Source organism: Undibacterium sp. 14-3-2 (assembly GCF_016595265.1).
Taxonomy (GTDB): domain Bacteria; phylum Pseudomonadota; class Gammaproteobacteria; order Burkholderiales; family Burkholderiaceae_D; genus Undibacterium; species Undibacterium aquatile.
The window spans coordinates 259,530-279,933 of record NZ_JAENGS010000002.1 but is presented as its reverse complement, the minus strand read 5'-3'; the positions used below and the strand labels follow the sequence as shown (position 1 = coordinate 279,933).

The window sequence follows — 20,404 nt, the reverse complement described above, 5'->3', positions numbered from 1 at the left end:
AAACATCATGACTACACTCGTCATCGCTGAACACGACAATGCTGGCCTCAAGGGCAGCACTTTGAATACCGTTACTGCCGCGACTCAATGCGGCGGTGATGTTCATGTACTGGTTGCTGGCTCGAATGCCGGTACTGCAGCTGCAGAAGCAGCGAAAATCGCTGGCGTCAGCAAGGTTTTGCACGCTGACGCAGCACATTTTGCTGATGGCCTGGCGGAGAACGTCGCTGAGCAGGTATTGGCTGTTGCTGCTGGTTACAGTCATATTCTGGCTCCGGCAACCGCTTACGGCAAAAATATCCTGCCACGCGTCGCCGCTAAACTGGACGTTTCTCAGATTTCTGAAATTACCAAAGTCGATGCTCCTGACACATTTGAGCGCCCGATTTATGCAGGTAATGCAATCGCAACCGTGCAATCCACCGATGCTGTGAAAGTGATTACTGTCCGCACAACCGGCTTTGACGCTGCTGCAGCAACTGGTGGTTCAGCGGCTGTTGAGACTATCTCGGCAGTTGCTGATTCTGGTAAATCAGTTTTTGTTTCGCGTGAAGTTGCCAAGTCTGATCGTCCGGAACTGACCGCTGCGAAAATCATCGTTTCCGGTGGTCGCGGTATGGGTTCTGCGGATGCATTCAAAGTGCTGGAACCATTGGCAGACAAACTCGGCGCAGCGATGGGTGCGTCCCGCGCTGCGGTCGATGCGGGCTTCGTCCCTAACGACTGGCAGGTTGGTCAGACCGGTAAGATCGTTGCGCCGCAACTGTATATCGCCGTTGGTATCTCTGGTGCGATCCAGCATCTGGCGGGTATGAAGGATTCCAAGACGATTGTCGCAATCAACAAAGATCCGGAAGCACCGATTTTCTCTGTCTCTGATTACGGTATCGTTGGTGATCTGTTTGAAATCGTGCCACAACTGGTTGCTGAATTAGGCTGATTTTAATGAATTCGCGGGTCGTTAATTCGTTAACCGGCCCAGACTGGACAGAATGAGTGGTTTGTCGCGCCATTGACAGCAGTGTTTTTGTTGTTGTGACACATTGCTGATTCTGTCCTTTTTTCTTTTCTATCTTTAGGAAATGTTATGACTTATGTCGCACCTGTGAAAGATATGCTGTTCGCGATGAACGAACTTGCGGGCTTGTCGGAAGTAAATGCTTTACCCGGTTGTGAAGATGCCACATCTGAAACTGTAGAAGCGGTACTGGAAGAGAATGCAAAATTCGCTGGCGAGGTCGTTGCGCCGCTGAATTGGGAAGGCGACAAAGCGCCGAGTTACTGGCAGGACGGACAGGTTTTTACCACTAAAGGTTTTAAAGAAGCATTCAAGATGTTCGGCGAAGCAGGTTGGCAGGGCGTGCAACATCCACAGGAATTTGGCGGTCAGGGTTTGCCTAAGCTGGTCGCTACTCCATGCATAGAAATGCTGAACTCGGCCAGCATTTCGTTTGCACTGTGTCCATTGTTGACTGACGGCGCGATTGAAGCACTGCTGACTGCGGGTAGTGACGAGCAAAAAGCAATTTATCTGGAAAATCTGATTTCAGGTAAATGGACTGGCACCATGAACCTGACTGAGCCGCAGGCGGGTTCAGATCTGGCGATGGTTCGCAGCCGTGCTGTTCCTCAGGGCGACGGCACATACAAAATTTTTGGCACCAAAATTTTCATCACTTATGGTGAGCACGATATGGCCGAAAATATCGTTCATCTGGTGCTGGCTCGCACGCCGGATGCACCGGAAGGTGTGAAAGGTATCTCCCTGTTTATCGTACCGAAATTCCTGGTCAATGCGGATGGCAGTCTGGGTGCTCGCAATGACGCACACTGTGTCTCAATCGAGCATAAGCTGGGTATTAAAGCCAGCCCGACGGCAGTGTTGCAATTCGGCGACCATGGCGGTGCAATTGGTACGCTGGTCGGCGAAGAAAACCGTGGTCTGGAATACATGTTCATCATGATGAATGCAGCACGTTTCGGTGTGGGCATGCAAGGTATAGGTTTGGCAGAGCGTGCGTATCAAAAAGCGGTGCAGTACGCCAAAGACCGCGTCCAATCGCGTGATCTGGCTGGCTCCGCTGGTCCAGTAGCGATTATTAATCATCCTGATGTGCGCCGTATGCTGATGTCTATGCGTGCACAGACCGAAGGTGCGCGTGCGTTGGCGTACGTGGCCGCTGGGCTGAGTGATATTGCGCATCACCATGCAGATGAAGCGACTCGCAAAGCCAATCAGGCTGTGTATGAATATCTGGTTCCTATCGTCAAGGGCTGGTCGACTGAAATGTCGCTGGATGTGACATCAACAGGTGTGCAGGTGCATGGCGGCATGGGCTTTATTGAAGAGACCGGTGCGGCACAGCATTACCGTGATGCCAAAATCCTCACGATTTACGAAGGTACGACGGCAATTCAGGCCAACGATCTGGTTGGTCGTAAAACGGCGCGTGATGGCGGTGCGACAGCGAAAGCGTTAATTGCTCGTATTCGTGAAACGGAAGTTGCATTAGCTGCTACCAATCAGCCTGAGTTGTTGGCGATTCAAAAGCAATTGGCGGCTGGTTCTGCTGCGCTGGAGGACGTCGTTGCTTATGTTGTTGCCAATTTCAAGCAAGACATCAAAGGCGTATTTGCGGGTAGTGTGCCGTACCTGAAGCTGGCCGGTATCGTGCTGGGTGGCTGGCAGATGGCGCGTGCCGCATTGATCGCACAGCAGAAGCTGCAATCAGCGTCCGGTGACGCGGCTTTTTATCAGGCAAAAATCGCTACTGCCAGATTCTTCGCTGACCATATCCTGTCTGCTGCTCAAGGATTACGGTCTGCTATCGTTGATGGTAGTGCCGGAGTGCTCGCCTTGAATGAAGATCAGTTCTGATTTCATCTGACGCAGAACCCAAAAAAAGGACTCATTTCTGAGTCCTTTTTTTATTGCTGATCTGACTTAGCCGTAGGCCCCACCTGTATATAGCAGATCAAATGCACGGGCAATGACACCTATCAGAGCGATAGCGCCGATGCCTGTGGTTAAGACCAGTATTAGTGCCAGTGGCCAGGATGATGCGCTAGTTTTCGTTGAATTCGGGTTATGTCTGTCATCCCATTTTTCATCGGGTGTCAGTCCTGTCACCAGTGCTTCGAGTAAAGCAATTACGAATGACAAAATAAACAGGCTGTAAGTCAGTAGCGGTTGTGAGCCGAAGTACAAATGACTGATCAGGATTGAAATCGGTAAGCTGACAAGATGTGCCCACCCCCAATAATCGCTTTTGCCATACAAATAAAATCTGTGCGCACCAACGCTGCCAGCCAGTGCTGCCAGTAACGTAGTGAAGGTTTTGTTCTTGTGTGCCGCTATCATCAGGTTTTTCTTAAATTTTATGAGATGAATGATTGTAGCTGACGCTGTGACTGGTATCCTAATCAACACGTTTATGGCACATATCTTTGATAGTCCTTGCTTGTTTTGTTTTGGTCGGGCTATAATCTACAGCTTTTTCCGCGTTTAGAACAATTTTTTTGGAAATATTATGGTCGTTATTCGTTTAGCTCGTGGTGGCGCAAAAAAGCGTCCTTTTTACAATATCGTTGCAACTGATTCCCGTAATCGTCGCGATGGCCGCTTTATCGAGCGTATCGGTTTTTACAATCCAGTAGCAACTGGCAATGCAGAAACAGTACGTGTTGCTGCTGATCGTCTGGCTTACTGGCAAGGCGTTGGCGCACAATTGTCTCCGGCAGTTGCTCGTCTGGTAGCTCAGTCTGGCAAAGCAGCAGCTTAATAGTTTGCTCTCAATGTCAGTTGAAGTTCATGTTCCTGAAGATCTGGTCCTGGTGGGCTATATCTCGGGAGCATTTGGTATTCATGGGTGGGTAAAGATTCGTCCTTATTCGCCAGATGCTGATGCTATGTTGTCTGCTAAAACCTGGTGGATAGATAAACCAGATTTACACGATGTTAATCGCCTTGAAGCAAAAATTCATGGCGAAGATGTCGTTGCGAGGCTGGTGGGCGTTCCAGACAGGAATGCCGCTGAGGCACTGAAAGGTGCGACCATCAAAATATCACGTAAACACTTCCCGGCTTTGTCTGAGGGAGAGTTTTACTGGCAGGATTTGATGGGCTTGGCGGTCGAGAATTTGCAGGGTGAAAGTCTCGGCGTGGTTCGTGATCTGATGGATAATGGTGCTCACCCTATCCTACGGGTTGCTGCTGCCGATGTACCGGAATCTGAATTGCAAAAGCATGAAAAGTTGATCCCTTTTGTTGATAATTTTGTCAAAGAGGTCGATCAGGCAACTCGCAAAATTCAGGTTGATTGGGGTACAGATTATTAATACGATGCAATCAGAAGGCATTTGTATGCAGTTTGATGTCATCACGCTGTTTCCCGAAATGTTTGGCGCCATTACGCAATCGGGTGTCACTCGACGCGCATTTGATCAGCACAAGTGCGAGTTGAAACTGTGGAATCCGCGTGATTTCACAACTGACCGTCACCGTACTGTAGATGATCGTCCATATGGTGGTGGCCCGGGTATGGTTATGCTGGCTAAGCCGTTGCAGTCGGCGATTGAAGCCGCAAAGGCGCGTCAGATGGCACTAGCCAAACCAGCTCCTAAGGTGATTTATCTGTCACCGCAAGGTTCGCGCCTGACTCATCAGCGGGTTATGCAGATATCTGAGTTGTCCGGTGTCGTCTTGCTGTGCGGCCGCTATGAAGCGGTTGATCAGCGATTGCTGGATGCTTGCGTTGACGAAGAGATCAGTCTCGGCGATTTTGTTTTATCTGGTGGTGAATTGCCAGCGATGGCGTTAATGGATGCTGTGATTCGCCAAATTCCGGGTGTTTTGCACGATGATGATTCTGCCGTGCAGGATAGCTTTGTAAATGGTTTGCTGGATTGTCCGCACTACACCAGACCAGAGATATTTGAGCAGCAAACTGTACCGGCTGTGCTGATGAGCGGCAATCATGCTGAAATTGAAAAATGGCGACGCCAGCGTGCACTCGAAGCAAGTGCCATGAAACGTCCTGATTTGATTTTAGCTGCGCGGCAAGCAGGTTTGCTGAGTCGGGCAGATGAGAAATTTTTGAGTAGTTTGTAAGATTCCTTGTGTATGCAGGGATGTGAAAAGAGCGTTCCTATTGGGTTCGCATGTTAAACCCCATCCTCTACCGGGCAGAAGTCAGACTATGTCTGCAGCGTCGGCAAGATGGTTATCGGAGTATAAAAATGGATCTGATCCAAAAATTAGAGCAAGAAGAAATTGCTCGTCTCGGTAAAAGTATTCCTGACTTTGCGCCAGGCGATACTGTTGTTGTCAGCGTTAACGTTGTTGAAGGTACACGTAAACGTACACAGGCTTACGAGGGTGTTGTTATTTCCCGCCGTAACCGTGGTTTGAATTCCAACTTCATTGTTCGTAAAATTTCTTCCGGTGAAGGCGTTGAGCGTACATTCCAGTTGTATTCTCCACTGATCGCTTCTATCGAAGTTAAACGTCGCGGTGACGTACGTCGCGCTAAGTTGTACTACCTGCGTGAACGTTCAGGCAAATCTGCTCGTATTAAAGAGAAATTGCCAGCACGTAAAGTTGCAGCAGCGAAAGCAGAGTAATATCTGTTTATGCCGTAACAAAAAAAGGGATGCCTTCGGCGTCCCTTTTTTTATGTTGTATTGAAAAATAAGATCTAAGCGAATAAGAGTTTATTTCCGTGACTAAATTGATTTTGACTCCCGAGCATTTACCGATTCACTCGATTGCGGATGAGGCTGCGATCGACGCGGATAGGCTGACACCAGAGTGGTTAAGGCAGCGTTTTTCCAGTCCTCCGATATGGACACCGGAATCCAATAACGAAGAGTTGATGGCGGCAGGACGGATATTTCGTCCGGCATCAGTACTGATCCCCATCGTGATGCGTGAAAAAGAACTGACGTTGTTATTGACCGAACGTGCCGCGCATTTACAGCAACATGCGGGGCAGATCAGCTTTCCGGGCGGGCGTTTTGAAATCGCTGATGGCAGTGCTGCTGAAACCGCTTTGCGTGAAACTGAAGAGGAAGTTGGATTGCCGCGTTCCCATATTGATATTCTGGGTGCTTTACCCGACTATAAAACTGGCACGGGTTACCAGGTAAGCCCCATCGTTTCTTTAGTCAAGCCACCTTTTGACACGGTCACTGATCCTGGTGAAGTTGCTTCTGTATTTGAGGTGCCGCTGGCATTCCTGATGAATGCACGTCACCATCAGCGACGTGTATTTCAAATGCCGGATGGAAGCGGGAGCAGAATGTTTTACGCGATGCCTTATCAGGACAGATTTATCTGGGGGGCGACTGCTGGCATGTTGCGTAATCTGTTTCATTTTCTGCGAGCATGACGAGAACGCATTTCTCAGAGGAACAAAGCTTCATAATCTGGGGAAATCGGTTTACACTTGCCGCACCGGTAAATTCTTCTAAGACAGTCGCCTGACTGCGAATCTAGTTCAGCCTATCATGACATTTATTTCTATTTTGTTTGCCCTCCTTTTTGAGCAACTCAAACCCTTGCGTGCAGATAATCCTATCTATGCACAGATACAGGCGCTGGCAAATAAAATTGAAGCCTCGTTCAATGCTGGTAAGGTTGCTCATGGCCGACTGGGCTGGTGGATTGTGGTCGGCTCGCTGACAATTCCGACCGCATTGATCTACTGGCTTTGTCTGCGCCTGAGCCCGTTTGCCGCATTTGCATGGAATGTGGTGATTGTTTATCTGACGCTGGGATTCCGTCGTTACAGCCATTACTTTACCTCGATACAACTGGCCCTCAGCGCGGGCGACGAGGATGCCGCCAGACGTCATCTGTCAGATTGGATACACCGCGATACCAGTGACCTTGATGTATCGGAGATTTCCCGCCTTGCTGTTGAGCGTTCACTCATCGCCACGCACCGTAATGTATTCGGGGTGTTTTTCTGGTTTCTGATGCCTGTCGGGCCGGCTTGTGCTGTGATGTACCGGGTTGCCGAATATCTTGCTCATGCCTGGACAGAGCCTGAGCATATGAAAAATGAAGAGTTCGGTGTTTATGCTGCAAAAGTATTCTATTGGATAGACTGGGTACCAGCTCGTTTGACTGCCGTCGCATTTGCCATTGTCGGCAATTTCGAAGACGCTGTGTATTCTTGGCGCAATTATGCTGATCGCTGGTCGGATGAGGCGGTTGGTATTATTTTGTCCGCTGGCGGTGGTGCGTTGGGTTTGCGATTAGGTGAGCCCGAAGAAAAAGCGATGGTGTTGCAAGCAGATGCAACGGCAGTGGACGTTGACAGCCTCGAGCTGGAAAGTCAGCCGGGAAGCGAAGCAACGCCACGTTCGCTGCAAAGCGTCGTCGGTCTGGTCTGGCGTGCGCTGTTATTGTGGATGTTGCTGCTGGCATTATTGTCGTTTTCAGTCTGGGTCTGATTGCTATTTTGTGTTCACATCTGTTCGCGACGGATGAAACAATGAAACATGCCTGATATCTTCTTACGTGCATTGAAAAAAAATGATGCGGCCGCATTTGCCGCCATTGCGCGAGAATCTGCGATCAATGCAGATCCATGGATGGGATGGTGTGACCGTCAATACACAGAAGAGCAAGCGTTGGAATGGTTCGCGGTCTGCGCGCAAGAGCGGGCATTTCAGACTGGCTATGAATTTGGTGTGTTCGATAAAGAGTCAGGCCAACTGTTAGGCGCGGCAGGCGTCAATATGATAGACCGCATCCACCAGCGCGGTAATCTTAGTTACTGGGTGGCGCCTCGCTGGCAAGGGCAGGGCATTGCTACAACGGTAGCATCTTTTCTTACCCAATACGCTTTTACTGAATTACGACTGCTCAGAGTTGAATTGGTGATTGCCATCGCTAATCTGGCGAGCCGTCGTGTTGCTGACAAGGTCGGCGCGCAACTCGAGTGTCTGGCGCGCAACCGTCTGCGTCTGAACGGAAATAGTGTTGATGCGGCAGTGTATTCATTAATTCCCGGCGAAGTACGTGCGGCCTCTTGCCTGATCCAAACCTAGCCAAGGCACCTGCACACTTTCTGTCGTTCTGACGTCGTTTTTAAGTGCGACACAAATTTCTTGAATGTTTTTGTTTTCCTGTTTAGCGTGAAGTCTGGATTTAATGAGACGTTGTATTTTTATCCTGGACGGTGTTGTAGCCTTGTTAATGCCGATACGCAAAAAAATATGCCCGGAATCTGGTTGCTTTTTACGATAAATGGCCGCGGTGCTAATAAAACGTTACACCCTGACGGCGTGACTGTATCTATTTGTAAAGTTTACATCGCTGAAAATGCACTATATTGAGAGGTGACGTGATCATGGTTGGCCTGTTTGGATATTTATCTGACGCTCAGGTTTCGATCCAAGTCTTCTATAAGATATAATACTCATGTATTTTGAAAGCTTAGTGTCACATAATGGCATTGATGCTTTTTTATTTTGCTTCATAGCGAGCCGAGCACATGGCCGATTCAAAAAAAACTCATCATAAGCCCGTACGCGAGTTTTTCATCCAGGGAATCACCAGCGATGGAAAACAATTTCGCCCCAGCGATTGGGCGGAGCGTCTTTGCGGCGCCATGTCCTGTTTCAGCCCGGACGGTGGACGGCATTCGCATCTGCAATACTCACCTTATGTTCGCCCGATTCTTTTAAATGGCGTGCGTTCTGTTGTGGTGAACGAAGCGATTCGTGAAATTGAACCGTTGGCATATCATTTCGTAGTTAATTTTGCGAAAGACAATGATTTGCAAATCATCGATGCCTGTTTGTTACCTGATGAGCCGCCAGTCAGCAAGTAAGTTATCAGTGCTATACATCGATCTGTAACGCCACCGCATCGTCTTTTTTTTCTTCTGTTTTTTCCCTGCCATTGTCCGTGGTATCGTGAACGTGGTGCTTGTGTGATCGGCATTGCGTACGACACTGCCAGTAGTCCTACTCTGTTGTGACTCTTTTAAGGTGCAAAGTTTTCTTTGCTGTCTTGCTCTTCATTTCTTTCCAATTTTTATTTTCTCATTTCTCGCAGTTCGTCATTGTCCTGAGCCTCTTTGTATTTTGATGGCATTCAGGATTTTGTTACCGGACGATACCGCTTCCGCCGAGCTTTCACTCTCTGTCTGCGTCATAACATTGTTTCCTTGTAATTATTGGTTACAAAGTATCAATTATGTATAAAAATATAACTAGATAAAATGTAGTGGTTTCTTTCAGGTGACTCTTGGCAATCGCATGTCCGTATTGCATCAGCCCTGCAAGGATTTGATCAAGTCATTTAATGAAAGTAACTATATGCTGAGTCGTGTAATGAAAATGCTGAAAGTCGCAATGATCGCGCCACTGCTCTTGAGCGCGGGTTTAGCTGGCGCTACTCCGCCGGAAAATGGCTGGTGGTGGAATCCTGCGGAAAGTGGTCGCGGTTTTGCGATTGAAGTGCAAAATGGCTCCATGTTTATGGCTGGATTTATGTATGACAATGCCGGTACGCCAGTCTGGTACGTTTCAGGTCCAGCCCCGATGACGTCTGACACTTTATATCAGGGTAAGTGGATATCCTATGGCGGCGGCCAGACTTTAAATGGGCAGTACAAAAGTGCGGTAGTGACTAACGATGCGGTAGGTTCAGTGGTGATTAACTTTACCAGTACGACGACTGCCACTTTGCAATTGCCGAATGGGACGGTCATGCCATTGGTGCGTTTTGGTTTTACGCCACAGCAACCGGGTACGGTTTCAGCAACCTGCACGTCTGCGAACCTCAATCTCGACAGATACAATCGCATTACGGTTGGTATGACGATGGCCCAAGTTAACCAGACTTTAGGTTGCACTTATTTACCCGGATCAACTAAACGGACGGCAACTTACGCCCTCAACACCTGGATGGCGTATGACAATGGCGTCAGAGGCATACTGATTTACTTTGATACGACAAATTCCGTTGTCACCGCACAACCGGGAAATTTATTTAAAACGGCATCCGGATTTTAATTTCAGCATCTTCAAATTGATATCCTGAAGCTAGATAAGCTGCTCTTTGCTATTGCCGACTCATCGCAGATTGTTTACGGTGCGTCGGCATCTGTTTTATGTTTTGCCGGATCACTAAAATCAGTACGTAAAGCACAAAAACATATCTCATTTCCCCGATACCGACTGAATCACCTGCTCGCGTAACCAGCGGTTGGCGGGATCATGTTCCACATTCTGATGCCAGTACAGATAGACATCCCACGACGGCATGCTGACTGGCAATGGCAGAATCTGATTGCCAAATTGCTGATTCGCAATACGCGCGTAACCCTCTGGCATGGTCAGTAATAAATCGGTCTGACTGACAACCCGGCAAGCAGCAAAATAATGCTGACAGCGCAGCCGTATTCTTCTTTGCAATCCTAAGCGACTGAGTTCGAAGTCTTCCAGCCCCATTCCTTTGCGACGCGAGCTGGCGAGGATATGTTCTGCCTGCAAATAGGTATCCAGATCCAGCTTACCTTTGATGAGCGGATGATCATGGCGCGCCAGCACGACGGTCGTGTCGCGTGAGATTTGCTGCCGCCGGATTTCATTCGGCAAGGGCAGCAGCATATCGATTGCCAGATCTAATGTGCCCGCTGCCAGCTCACTCACCAGCTCACGTCGTTCGACCTGGATTGCGGCCAGATTGATTTCCGGTGCCTGCTGTGTAATGCGTTCCAGTAGCGGCGGTAAAACCGTCGATTCAAGCACATCGCGTAAAGCCAGATTGAACAGTTTCACCGCTTGCGCCGGATCGAAATTGCCATTGTCGGTCAGCGTCATCTCTAAGCCGCGCAAGGCCTGTCGCACCGGTTCGATGATGCTGCGCGCCAGCGGCGTCGAGACCATGGTTTGTCCTTGCCGCACAAACAACGGGTCATCAAACATCTGCCGCAGACGATTCAGCGCATGGCTGATCGCGGGCTGGGTCAGATGCAATTGCTGGCTGGCGCGGGTTACGCTGCCCTCGCTGTAAATGGCTTCAAAAACGGTAAACAGATTCAGATCAACTCTGGATATATGCATGATATTAATAGTGTTTGATAATAACTATTCATTTGATCAATTATATCCGTCGTCTTACACTCAGTGCTCAGATAGTTGGCACAACGAGGAAACAATGGCACAGATTTACCTGGTACGTCACGGGCAGGCATCGTTTGGCAGTCAGAACTACGATCAGCTTTCTGATCTGGGGCAGCAACAGGCGCAACATCTGGGACGCTGGTGGGCGCAGCGTGAGTTGAACATAGGCCGCATCGTTACCGGCGGCATGCAACGTCATCAGCAAACGGCACTCGCCTGTATATCCACGCTGCAAGCGCAAGAGGCGAGCCAGACCGACACCTCAGCATGGCACACCGACGCTGATTTTAATGAATACAACCATCATGAAGTGCTGGCGCGCCATGTGCCGGAGTTCGATGATCCGGCCGCAGTCAAACATTTTTTGATGCATACGCCGAACGGCAAACAGGCGTTTCAGGATATTTTTTCGCAAGCCGTCGCACGCTGGGTTTCAGGGCAACACGATGCCGATTACAGCGAAACCTGGCAGGCGTTTCAAACGCGTTGTGTGCAGGCCTTGCAGCGGCAACTGGCCTTGGATGACGGCGCGAAAAATATTGCGATCTTCACTTCCGGCGGCACGATTTCTGCGATTTGCCAGCATGTGCTGGGTTTCCCCGATCCCCGTTTTGCCGAACTCAACTGGTCGCTGGTCAACAGCGCCGTAACCCGGCTGCATATGCAGACCGCCACGGCAGAACGCCCGGTGCGTCTGGCGCTCGCGTATCTGAATAATTTTTCTCATCTCGAAATATTGAATAACCCGAAAAGCATTACCTACGTTTAGGAGTAAAGAATGACAGATATGTTTGATCTGAGCGGCAAAGTCGCGTTGGTGACCGGTGCCAGCCGTGGTATCGGCGAGTCGATTGCAAAGACTCTGGCCGCACGCGGCGCACATGTGATTGTGTCCAGTCGCAAAGCGGAAGCCTGTGAGGCCGTCGTGGCGGCGATTGTGGCTGCTGGCGGCACGGCAGAGGCACGTGCTTGCCATATCGGTGAAATGGCGCAGATCGATGCCTTGTTTGCTGACATCACTGCGGCGCATGGACGCCTCGATATTCTGGTGAACAATGCGGCGACCAATCCGCATTTCGGTCACATCACGGAAACCGATGTCGGGGCGTTTCAAAAAACGGTGGATGTGAATATCCGCGGTTATTTTTTCATGTGCAGCGCGGGTGCGAAGTTGATGGCAAAAAATGGCGGCGGCAGCATCATCAACGTCGCCTCTGTGAATGGCGTTATTCCGGGCGCGATGCAGGGCATTTATTCGATTACCAAAGCAGCGGTGATTGCGATGACCAAATCCTTTGCGCAGGAATGCGCACCGATGGGCGTGCGTGTGAACGCACTCTTGCCGGGTGCGACCGATACTAAATTTGCTTCCGCTTTATTCCACAATCCGGCGATTCTGGAAAAAGCCCTGACCCGTATTCCTATGAAACGCATTGCCGAACCGGATGAAATGGCGGGAACCGTGTTGTATCTCGCTTCCAACGCGTCAAGCTATACGACAGGTGCCTGCATCAATGTCGATGGCGGTTATTTAGTCAGCTGAAGTCATCAGTTAATCAAATCGGATGCTTCAGGCATCGCAGATTTTCTTTATATCAGAGGATCATCATGGATTTCCAGTACAGCCCTAAAGTTAAAGAGTTGCAAGCACGTCTGATTACGTTTATGGACGAGCACATCTATCCGAATGAAAAAGTATTTTTCGGTGAAATCGCCGCGAACCGTCAAGCGGGTGACGCGTGGATACCGACGAAAATTGTCGAACAACTGAAAGCCAAAGCCCGCGCTGCTGGTTTATGGAATCTGTTTCTGCCGGAATCTGATCAGGGCGCGGGTCTGACGAATCTGGAATACGCACCATTGTGCGAAATCATGGGACGCTCCTTGTGGTCAGCAGAAGTGTTTAACTGCTCAGCACCCGATACCGGCAATATGGAAGTGCTGGCGCGTTACGGCACGCCTGCGCAACAGCAGCAATGGCTGACGCCGTTATTAAATGGCGAAATCCGTTCTTGCTTTGCAATGACCGAGCCAGGTGTTGCTTCATCCGATGCGACTAATATCGAATCGTCTATCGTGCGCGATGGCGACGAGTACGTGATTAACGGTCGCAAATGGTGGTCTTCCGGTGCGAATGACCCGCGCTGCAAAGTGTTTATTTTCATGGGTAAAAGCGATCCGCAGAATGAAAACCGGCACAAGCAGCAATCGATGATCATCGTGCCGCGCGATACGCCGGGCGTGACGATATTGCGCGCCTTGCCGGTGTTCGGTTATGACGACGCGCCGCATGGTCATGGCGAAGTCTTGTTTGAAAACGTGCGCGTACCGGCATCGAATATGTTGCTCGGTGAAGGCCGTGGCTTTGAAATCGCGCAAGGGCGTCTTGGCCCAGGCCGCATACATCACTGTATGCGTCTGATCGGCCTCGCAGAACGCGCGCTGGAAGATATGTGCAAACGTTCGCTGAGCCGCGTCGCCTTTGGCAAACGGGTGGCCGAGCAGGGGGTGACGCTGGAACGGATTGCGAACGCCCGCATCCTGATTGATCAGGCACGCTTCCTTGTTCTGAATGCCGCACAGATGATGGATACCGTTGGCAATAAAGCCGCGGCCAAAGAAATCGCGATGATTAAAGTCGCTGCGCCGAATATGGCTTGTCAGGTGATCGACTGGGCTATACAGGCGCACGGCGGTGGCGGTGTGTCGGATGATTTCGGCGTGGCGTATGCGTATGCGCAGGCGCGTACCTTGCGCCTTGCCGATGGCCCGGACGAAGTACATCGTAACCAGATCGGCAAAATGGAATTGAAAAAATATATGCCGGCGAAGTGACGATATTCCGCTGCCTCTGTAGCGGTTTGATCACAGCGGCGGCGGGATTTTTTCCTGCATTGATCGTTGCATTTGTTGTTGCATTTGCCGTTACTTCTGCGACAGTGACACAGACCGGTTTTTCCGGTCTTTTGTCGTTCATAGCGTCGCCTGAAAAAATCCGGCATCTATCGGTAGCCGATCTGTATTGAAACTGTATTCAAACCGTATTTTTATGAATTTTAGGGGAGTATCTTTAAAAAACAGCTTATTCTCAGCATAAATAAAGGGGTTTAAAAAATACTCCCGGGGAGTATTTTTCATGCTTCTGGCGATCTGTTGTGCTTAATTTTCCAAAAAACCATTATTCAGGAGACAAAAATGAGCGACACACCTTGGATCAATTCTTACCCTGCGGGCGTACACTGGGATGCCGCATTAACACTCAGCAGAGTGCCGCAACTGCTGCATGATGCAGTCGCACGCTGGCCGGATTTACCCGCACTGGAATTCATGGGCAAGAAAACCAGCTACCGTGAATTGCAGACACTGGTCGATCAGGCGACCAAAGGATTTCAGCAGCTTGGCGTTAAGCCGGGCGTGCATGTCGGTTTGTTTCTGCCGAACACGCCGCATTATGTGATCAGTTTTTTTGCGATTTTGCAGGCCGGTGGCACCGTCGTGAATTACTCGCCGCTGGACGCCGAAAAAGTACTGGAACATAAAATCGAAGACAGCCATACCGATATGCTGGTCACGCTGGACATGAGCATGCTGTATCCGCAGATGGCGAAAATGCTGGCACATACGCGCTTGCAAAAACTCATCATCGGCAATATCGCTGAAATGACACCGTATCCTGATGCGGTACGCGCTAACCTCGATAAAGCTGCACAGTTGTGCCCGATTCCGCAGGATGCGCAACATGTGTTGTTTGCTGATTTGCTGGCGAACGATGGTCAGTACACACCAGTGGCTGCGACCGATCCGGTCGAAACGATCGCGGTCTTGCAATACACCGGCGGCACCACCGGGCTGGCGAAAGGCGCGATGCTGACCCATGCGAATCTGACCGCTGCCTGCAGTCAGATCGTTGAAACCACGCAGACCGAGCCACGCTTGTTAGAAGAAGGCAAAGAGCGTTTGCTGGCGGTGTTACCGCTGTTCCATATTTATGCGCTGACGGTGGATATGTTGTTCGGTATTCGTATCGGCGCAGAAATTGTGCTGCATACCCGCTTTGATGTGGAAGCCGTGGTCAAGGATCTGGCCGCAAAAAAAATCACGGTATTTCCTGGTGTGCCGACGATGTACACCGCCATCATTCATTATCCGCAGATCAAAGACTTCGATCTGCGTTCGCTCAAATTCTGTAATTCCGGCGGCGCCCCTTTACCTGCCGAGGTGTTGCAGCAGTTCCAGAGTATTACCGGCTGCACTTTGCTGGAAGGCTGGGGCATGACTGAGACCTCACCGACCGGCACTTTCACGCCTGTTTCTGGTGTGCGTAAAGCCGGTTCCTGCGGTTTGCCGACACCGGGCATACGCTTTAAATTTGCCAGCATCGATGACCCGCGCACGTTTGTGGCGAGAGGTGAGCGCGGTGAAATCTGCGTTGCTGGTGCAAATGTCATGAAAGGCTACTGGAATAAGCCAGATGCGACCCGCGATGCGTTTACTGCCGATGGCTATTTCCGCACCGGCGACGTCGGCTATATGGATGAAGACGGTTTCATCTACATCGTGGATCGCACCAAGGATATGATTTTATCGGGTGGCTACAATGTCTATCCGCGCAATATTGAAGAAGCGATTTACCAGCATCCGGCGGTGGCGGAAGTCAGTGTGATCGGTATTCCTGATGAGTATCGTGGTCAGGCGGCGAAAGCGTTTATCAAACTCAAAACAGGACAGACGCCGTTTAGTTTCGATGTGTTGAAAGAGTTTTTGAAAGACAAACTCGGCAAACATGAAATGCCGCAGGCGATGGAAATTCGCCCGGAATTGCCGAAAACGCCGGTCGGCAAATTGTCGAAAAAAGAGCTCTACGATGAAGAGGCGAAGAAACGCGTTGCCGCATAAAACTGCGATGTAAAGCGACATAAAAAAAGGGAGCAATCGCTCCCTTTTTTATATGCTCTGTCGCTTAGCCTTAGCCTTAGATTAAGGATTCGTACACAGACAATGTGTCAGTGCCGTATAGCCTTTGCCGTCTTTATTGATGTCGGCGAGCCAGCTCAGTTCGGATGCCATTTGCAATGCTGCTGCCGGCGGTACGCCCGTCGGTACCAGTGCGACTTTGAATTGCTGTTGCAGTACTTTGGCCGTTTGTGAACCGAGCAAATCAAAAATACGGTCAACTTTTGACATTTCCGGTTCTACATAACTGACACGGAAATCGCTGCCGAGTTTGGCGCGATTCGCAGCCGATTTTAATGCATCGGAATAGCTGCCAACGGTATCGACCAGATTGCGTTCTTTTGCCTGCGCACCAGTCCAGACACGTCCCTGCGCGACAGCATCAATTTTCTCTGGTGTCGTTTTACGGGCGGCTGCAGCTTTACCGGTAAATTCCGAGTAAATGTGATTGATACTGCTCTGTACCAGTTCACCGAATTTCGGATTCAGCGGACGCAAAGGATTAAAACCGTCGCCCAGCCAAGTGGTCGTGGTGCCGCCGGTGTGCACGCCGAGTTTATCCAGCGCTTTTTCTGCGGTCGGCAGAATCGCAAACACGCCGATAGAACCGGTGACAGTCGCTTCATCTGCGATCACTTCGTCGGCCGCCATGGAAATCCAGTAACCGCCTGATGCAGCAACGTTACCCATGGAAACGACAACCGGCTTACCAGCCTTGCGCGTCAGCTCGAGCTCGCGACGGATTAACTCGGAACCGAAAGCACTGCCGCCAGGCGAATCAACACGCAAGACGATGGCTTTGATACTGTCATCTTCCCGCGCTTTGCGGATCAGTTTCGATGTCGACAAACCACCGATAGAACCCGCGGTCGCATTTCCTTCGCTGATTTCACCGGAAGCCACCACAACGCCAACCGCGTTACCGAACAACTGTGGTTTCTGACGAGCGAGATAATCGTCAAACGCAATCTGACGGAATGTTTTACCTTGTTCGTCTCTGGCACCGTTTTTCAGCATCAGATCACGCAATTCATCGCGGGTTTTCAAGCCATCGACAAGCTTCAGATTTAACGCCAGTTTGGCGCTGTCGTCGCCTGCGGCCTTCATTTGTTCCGGCAGTTCATTAATGCCTTGCATGATGCTGCCGGCAGGCAGTTTGCGTGCTTTCTCTACATTGTCGGTATAGGTTTTCCACATCGCGTTGTAGAGGAAAGTATCGGCTTCCATTGCGGCTGGCGATGGCTCGTTCGCAATGTAAGGCTCGGCAAAGCTTTTGTAGGTACCGACCTTGAGTAAATTCACCGTCACACCGACTTTGTCGAGCGCATCGCGGTAGTAGTTACGATAGCGGCCAAAACCCGTCATCATCACGGAACCCATAGGGTGCAGATAAACCTGGTTCGCATGTGCCGCCAGAAAATACTGACGCTGATCGAAATTTGAACCCCATGCAATCACGGGCTTGCCGGACGCTTTGAAGCGGTCAATCGCCGCTGCGACTTCACGCAACATCGGCAAGCCAGCGCCACCCATATCGTCAAGCAGCAGAACGGCGCTGTGTATCTTGTCGTCCTTGGCGGCGCTATCAAGCACGCTCAGTATGTCGCGCAATTGCGTACTCTTTTTAGCGTTACCCTGTGCTTCAGCGAGCAAAGCTTCGCGGGCATTGCCCGAGTGTTGTTCAACCAGCGTCCCTTTGAAATCCAGAATCAGGGCGGTCTTGTCTTCCAGCTTTTTGACTCCACCGGAAAAAATGCCGATCAGCAGCGCGATGAAAAATACCAGCAGCAGTAAATTCAACAAAACCCGGCGGCTGAAATCCAGCGCGCGCCACAGATATCGGAAGCCCTGGCCTATCCAGCGAAATGGAGAGAAACTCATAGTAGTCCTTTGGTAGCGGAGTGATTATTCTGGCCAGACAGTTTGTAAGATCTGCGCCAGATGTGCACCTGCACGCACTAAGGCATCTTCTTTCATACTGACCATGGTTTTTTCATATTCCAGCGGCAGCGCGATCGACCAGCTGTTGCCGCGCTGATTCGGTGTGCTTTTGCTGAACTGTGTTCCTGCAAATAATTTTTTGGCGTCACTGACGGCATCATCTGCCCACAAGGCAGGTAATTGTTCCAGCTGTGCTTTTGCCACGTTCAGCGTGCGCGCTTTTTTGGTTAATGCTTCATTCATGCGGCCGCGTTTAAATTGCTGCGGCAAATCATCCCATAAAGAATGCAGATTGCCGCAAGGGCACTGCAAAGCATTGCCGCCGACGGTATTGCTGCCACGGTCGTACTCGCCTTCATCCGGATTGACGATCTTGCCTTCCGCGTTCAGAAATACCGAACCCACGTGCAGCGGTTGATGAATATCGCCGACATAGTGCGTCAGTAAGGCCAGTGCTTCCTGCTTATCTTTAAATGCAAATGGCTTAGGCTGCGGTTTCCCCTGCAAGACCAGCGCAGCGGCACGAATCGCATTCACGACATCATGATCACTGGTGCCAACATAGCCGGTTTTGTAATGATCGTGCTGCAGAGCGACGTCAGCGTAGTGATATTGCTTATGGCAGTTTTCTTCATCAAAAGCCGGGTTGCAATTCGTATTGTTGCGACGGACATAATCGGCCATTGCGGCGATGCCGGCTGGATTTTCAAACGGTGCGCATTCCGGATAGCGCCCAGCTGATGTGTACGCATAATCCTTTTCAGGCGAAATGCCTTTAACGCAGTCGCCCCATACCGCCATTTTTTCCAGCGTGTTGTCACCGAGCAGAGCTTTGACCTGGGCACCGGCTTTGGTGCCGCTCAGTAATTGATCAGCAATCGCCCCGACCGTCTGGTGACCATCGGCACCCCAGGCAAAACTGAGTTGCGGCAGGCTGGTCGCGCATAACATCATGGCTGAAATGAATATCTTTTTCATAGAGGTTCAGATAGGGTTGGGAAAATAGCATCAATGGTAGTACACAAAGATGACGAGGGTATAGCAAACTGCAAAAATTTTATTCAGATCACGGCTGTTGTTTGCTGCGTGAACTTTCTTTTTTTGTTTTTCTGTTGGACCGGGAATGCGGTTTTACCCCTGATGTGGGTAATAAAAAATATCAAAATATCTACCAGCCTTTGCATTGATGATTGACACAAGTCAGCATCGCCCGACTACACTGGAGCATCATCTCTGGGGTGCAGACGGCGGGCAGCCTTACTGTGTTCGTGTTGAAAAATAATTGCTGTTCCTGGTTTTTGCTAAAGAAAGCAGACAAGCATGAAACAACGTTGTTTATTTCTGTTGTCATGGATATCTACGATAGCGCTACTGATCCTGAACCTGTTTCTGGCGATACCGCTTGCCAGTGCGGCAGATGCGGCGAAAAAAACAGCATTGATCCGCTACCCTCTGGTCTCACTCAATGCCGACCCGCATGCAGACTATGTGTTGGAAATTCTCCGGCATGCTGTGAAGGCGAGCGGTCAGCCGTACCAGTTGCAGGCGAGTGAGGTCGCGATGCAGCAGGCTCGGGCTATTTATGAACTGACTTCGCCAAATGGGATCGTTGATATCCTGTGGACGATGAGCACGGATGAGCGAGAAGCACAACTGATCCCTATCCGCATCCCTATCGACAAAGGTTTGCTGGGATGGCGTCTGGCGCTGATCAGAGCGGCGGATGCAGAGATTTTTCGTGAAGTAAGAACATTGAAAGATCTGAGTGCTTTCAGTGCCGGGCAGGAAATGGACTGGCCCGATGTCGCGATTCTGAGAAATAATGGTTTGCCAGTCAAAACATCTGCTTCCTATGACCCTTTATTTACGATGCTGAAGGCCGGACGTTTTGATTATTTTCCACGCGCTGTTTTTGAAATTCAGAATGAGCTTGATCAGCGGCCTTTTCTTAACCTGGTGATCGATAAGCACATCGTTTTGTATTACCCATCCGCCTTGTATTTTTTTGTCAGTCCGCGCGAGCCAAAAATGGCTCAGGATATACAACGCGGGTTGGAAGAGCTGATTAAAAACGGCACTTTTGAAAAAATTTTTCAGCGGGCCAATCAGGATGCGATTAAAAATGCAAATTTGAAGTCCCGTACTGTCATTACCTTGCGTAATCCGTTTCTGAGTCCTGAAAAAATGCCCTTACATCGACCCGGCTTATGGTTCCGGCCATGAGTTGCAGAATGACTACCGCAGCTGGGCTGGTATAAGTCTGGCAAATATAAGGCGATTCTGATCTGCAAAGCGGATGCGTATTCGACTTCATTCTCAATACCAGCTAAACTTGCGTGTTTTTCTTCCATTTTTGCGGCATCTG

General features: G+C 50.1%; 20 protein-coding genes. 16 read left to right on the top strand and 4 right to left on the bottom strand.

The features are described 5' to 3' along the window. The first annotated feature begins 7 nt into the window (after positions 1–7). Positions 8–940: an electron transfer flavoprotein subunit alpha/FixB family protein gene (locus Undi14_RS05795; RefSeq protein ID WP_200178618.1), complete on the top strand. Its 933-nt coding sequence runs from the start codon at positions 8–10 to the stop codon at positions 938–940. Between the two features lie 147 nt (positions 941–1,087). After that, positions 1,088–2,878 (top strand): acyl-CoA dehydrogenase, encoded by a 1,791-nt coding sequence (locus tag Undi14_RS05790; protein ID WP_200178617.1) that lies wholly within the window; start codon positions 1,088–1,090, stop codon positions 2,876–2,878. A 66-nt stretch (positions 2,879–2,944) separates the two neighbouring features. Here the strand turns inward: Undi14_RS05790 and Undi14_RS05785 are convergent, their stop codons facing one another. Next, complete coding sequence (locus Undi14_RS05785) at positions 2,945–3,361, bottom strand: hypothetical protein (protein WP_200178615.1); 417 nt, start codon at positions 3,359–3,361, stop codon at positions 2,945–2,947. A 169-nt stretch (positions 3,362–3,530) separates the two neighbouring features. Between Undi14_RS05785 and rpsP the strand changes: the two genes are divergently transcribed. The 9 genes from rpsP (at position 3,531) to Undi14_RS05740 (ending at position 10,032) form a co-directional block, all read left to right on the top strand. Further along, positions 3,531–3,782 (top strand): 30S ribosomal protein S16, encoded by a 252-nt coding sequence (gene rpsP, locus Undi14_RS05780; RefSeq protein WP_110255824.1) that lies wholly within the window; start codon positions 3,531–3,533, stop codon positions 3,780–3,782. A 13-nt stretch (positions 3,783–3,795) separates the two neighbouring features. Then, positions 3,796–4,338, top strand: coding sequence for a ribosome maturation factor RimM (rimM, locus tag Undi14_RS05775; protein WP_200178613.1), 543 nt, complete (start codon positions 3,796–3,798; stop codon positions 4,336–4,338). Positions 4,339–4,363: 25 nt separating this feature from the next. After that, positions 4,364–5,110, top strand: coding sequence for a tRNA (guanosine(37)-N1)-methyltransferase TrmD (trmD, locus tag Undi14_RS05770; RefSeq protein ID WP_200179224.1), 747 nt, complete (start codon positions 4,364–4,366; stop codon positions 5,108–5,110). Between the two features lie 128 nt (positions 5,111–5,238). After that, on the top strand, positions 5,239–5,622 hold the full coding sequence (rplS, locus tag Undi14_RS05765) for a 50S ribosomal protein L19 (RefSeq protein WP_186883107.1): 384 nt from the start codon (positions 5,239–5,241) through the stop codon (positions 5,620–5,622). A 98-nt stretch (positions 5,623–5,720) separates the two neighbouring features. Beyond that, the gene (locus tag Undi14_RS05760) at positions 5,721–6,389 is read left to right on the top strand and encodes a CoA pyrophosphatase (RefSeq protein WP_186896784.1); all 669 of its coding nucleotides are present in this window, start codon (positions 5,721–5,723) and stop codon (positions 6,387–6,389) included. 118 nt (positions 6,390–6,507) lie between these two features. Beyond that, entirely contained in the window at positions 6,508–7,458 is a 951-nt protein-coding gene (locus tag Undi14_RS05755) for a CobD/CbiB family protein (protein WP_200178612.1), read from the top strand. Between the two features lie 48 nt (positions 7,459–7,506). Then, positions 7,507–8,058: a GNAT family N-acetyltransferase gene (locus tag Undi14_RS05750; protein ID WP_200178611.1), complete on the top strand. Its 552-nt coding sequence runs from the start codon at positions 7,507–7,509 to the stop codon at positions 8,056–8,058. A gap of 446 nt (positions 8,059–8,504) precedes the next feature. After that, positions 8,505–8,843: a DUF3579 domain-containing protein gene (locus tag Undi14_RS05745; RefSeq protein WP_200178610.1), complete on the top strand. Its 339-nt coding sequence runs from the start codon at positions 8,505–8,507 to the stop codon at positions 8,841–8,843. Positions 8,844–9,348: 505 nt separating this feature from the next. Then, positions 9,349–10,032: a hypothetical protein gene (locus Undi14_RS05740; protein ID WP_200178609.1), complete on the top strand. Its 684-nt coding sequence runs from the start codon at positions 9,349–9,351 to the stop codon at positions 10,030–10,032. A 147-nt stretch (positions 10,033–10,179) separates the two neighbouring features. Here Undi14_RS05740 and Undi14_RS05735 read toward each other — a convergent pair whose 3' ends face one another. After that, on the bottom strand, positions 10,180–11,085 hold the full coding sequence (locus tag Undi14_RS05735) for a LysR family transcriptional regulator (RefSeq protein ID WP_186883113.1): 906 nt from the start codon (positions 11,083–11,085) through the stop codon (positions 10,180–10,182). A gap of 94 nt (positions 11,086–11,179) precedes the next feature. Between Undi14_RS05735 and Undi14_RS05730 the strand changes: the two genes are divergently transcribed. The 4 genes from Undi14_RS05730 to Undi14_RS05715 all read left to right on the top strand — a co-directional run bounded on the left by Undi14_RS05730 (position 11,180) and on the right by Undi14_RS05715 (position 16,041). After that, the gene (locus Undi14_RS05730; RefSeq protein ID WP_200178608.1) at positions 11,180–11,914 is read left to right on the top strand and encodes a histidine phosphatase family protein; all 735 of its coding nucleotides are present in this window, start codon (positions 11,180–11,182) and stop codon (positions 11,912–11,914) included. A gap of 9 nt (positions 11,915–11,923) precedes the next feature. Beyond that, positions 11,924–12,688 carry an SDR family oxidoreductase gene (locus tag Undi14_RS05725; protein WP_200178606.1) on the top strand — a complete coding sequence of 255 codons (765 nt, stop codon included), beginning with the start codon at positions 11,924–11,926 and terminating at the stop codon, positions 12,686–12,688. Positions 12,689–12,753: 65 nt separating this feature from the next. After that, positions 12,754–13,980 carry an acyl-CoA dehydrogenase gene (locus tag Undi14_RS05720; RefSeq protein ID WP_200178604.1) on the top strand — a complete coding sequence of 409 codons (1,227 nt, stop codon included), beginning with the start codon at positions 12,754–12,756 and terminating at the stop codon, positions 13,978–13,980. Between the two features lie 360 nt (positions 13,981–14,340). Then, positions 14,341–16,041, top strand: coding sequence for a long-chain fatty acid--CoA ligase (locus Undi14_RS05715; RefSeq protein WP_200178602.1), 1,701 nt, complete (start codon positions 14,341–14,343; stop codon positions 16,039–16,041). Positions 16,042–16,122: 81 nt separating this feature from the next. Here the strand turns inward: Undi14_RS05715 and sppA are convergent, their stop codons facing one another. Together sppA and Undi14_RS05705 are read right to left on the bottom strand one after the other, a co-directional pair. After that, positions 16,123–17,979, bottom strand: a complete 1,857-nt coding sequence (gene sppA, locus Undi14_RS05710; protein ID WP_200178600.1) for a signal peptide peptidase SppA — start codon at positions 17,977–17,979, stop codon at positions 16,123–16,125. Between the two features lie 24 nt (positions 17,980–18,003). Further along, on the bottom strand, positions 18,004–19,017 hold the full coding sequence (locus Undi14_RS05705; RefSeq protein ID WP_200178599.1) for a S1/P1 nuclease: 1,014 nt from the start codon (positions 19,015–19,017) through the stop codon (positions 18,004–18,006). Positions 19,018–19,359: 342 nt separating this feature from the next. Here Undi14_RS05705 and Undi14_RS05700 point away from each other — a divergent pair, with 342 nt between their 5' ends. Then, the gene (locus Undi14_RS05700) at positions 19,360–20,262 is read left to right on the top strand and encodes an ABC transporter substrate-binding protein (protein ID WP_200178597.1); all 903 of its coding nucleotides are present in this window, start codon (positions 19,360–19,362) and stop codon (positions 20,260–20,262) included. Positions 20,263–20,404 lie beyond the last annotated feature (142 nt).

Excerpts from the sequence above, each read along its gene's own strand:
- Undi14_RS05795 (WP_200178618.1), top strand. The coding sequence starts at position 8 with ATGACTACACTCGTCATCGCTGAACACGACAATGCTGGCCTCAAGGGC.
- Undi14_RS05790 (WP_200178617.1), top strand. The coding sequence starts at position 1,088 with ATGACTTATGTCGCACCTGTGAAAGATATGCTGTTCGCGATGAACGAA.
- Undi14_RS05785 (WP_200178615.1), bottom strand. The coding sequence starts at position 3,361 with ATGATAGCGGCACACAAGAACAAAACCTTCACTACGTTACTGGCAGCA.
- rpsP (WP_110255824.1), top strand. The coding sequence starts at position 3,531 with ATGGTCGTTATTCGTTTAGCTCGTGGTGGCGCAAAAAAGCGTCCTTTT.
- rimM (WP_200178613.1), top strand. The coding sequence starts at position 3,796 with ATGTCAGTTGAAGTTCATGTTCCTGAAGATCTGGTCCTGGTGGGCTAT.
- trmD (WP_200179224.1), top strand. The coding sequence starts at position 4,364 with ATGCAGTTTGATGTCATCACGCTGTTTCCCGAAATGTTTGGCGCCATT.
- rplS (WP_186883107.1), top strand. The coding sequence starts at position 5,239 with ATGGATCTGATCCAAAAATTAGAGCAAGAAGAAATTGCTCGTCTCGGT.
- Undi14_RS05755 (WP_200178612.1), top strand. The coding sequence starts at position 6,508 with ATGACATTTATTTCTATTTTGTTTGCCCTCCTTTTTGAGCAACTCAAA.
- Undi14_RS05750 (WP_200178611.1), top strand. The coding sequence starts at position 7,507 with ATGCCTGATATCTTCTTACGTGCATTGAAAAAAAATGATGCGGCCGCA.
- Undi14_RS05745 (WP_200178610.1), top strand. The coding sequence starts at position 8,505 with ATGGCCGATTCAAAAAAAACTCATCATAAGCCCGTACGCGAGTTTTTC.
- Undi14_RS05740 (WP_200178609.1), top strand. The coding sequence starts at position 9,349 with ATGAAAATGCTGAAAGTCGCAATGATCGCGCCACTGCTCTTGAGCGCG.
- Undi14_RS05735 (WP_186883113.1), bottom strand. The coding sequence starts at position 11,085 with ATGCATATATCCAGAGTTGATCTGAATCTGTTTACCGTTTTTGAAGCC.
- Undi14_RS05730 (WP_200178608.1), top strand. The coding sequence starts at position 11,180 with ATGGCACAGATTTACCTGGTACGTCACGGGCAGGCATCGTTTGGCAGT.
- Undi14_RS05725 (WP_200178606.1), top strand. The coding sequence starts at position 11,924 with ATGACAGATATGTTTGATCTGAGCGGCAAAGTCGCGTTGGTGACCGGT.
- Undi14_RS05720 (WP_200178604.1), top strand. The coding sequence starts at position 12,754 with ATGGATTTCCAGTACAGCCCTAAAGTTAAAGAGTTGCAAGCACGTCTG.
- Undi14_RS05715 (WP_200178602.1), top strand. The coding sequence starts at position 14,341 with ATGAGCGACACACCTTGGATCAATTCTTACCCTGCGGGCGTACACTGG.
- sppA (WP_200178600.1), bottom strand. The coding sequence starts at position 17,979 with ATGAGTTTCTCTCCATTTCGCTGGATAGGCCAGGGCTTCCGATATCTG.
- Undi14_RS05705 (WP_200178599.1), bottom strand. The coding sequence starts at position 19,017 with ATGAAAAAGATATTCATTTCAGCCATGATGTTATGCGCGACCAGCCTG.
- Undi14_RS05700 (WP_200178597.1), top strand. The coding sequence starts at position 19,360 with ATGAAACAACGTTGTTTATTTCTGTTGTCATGGATATCTACGATAGCG.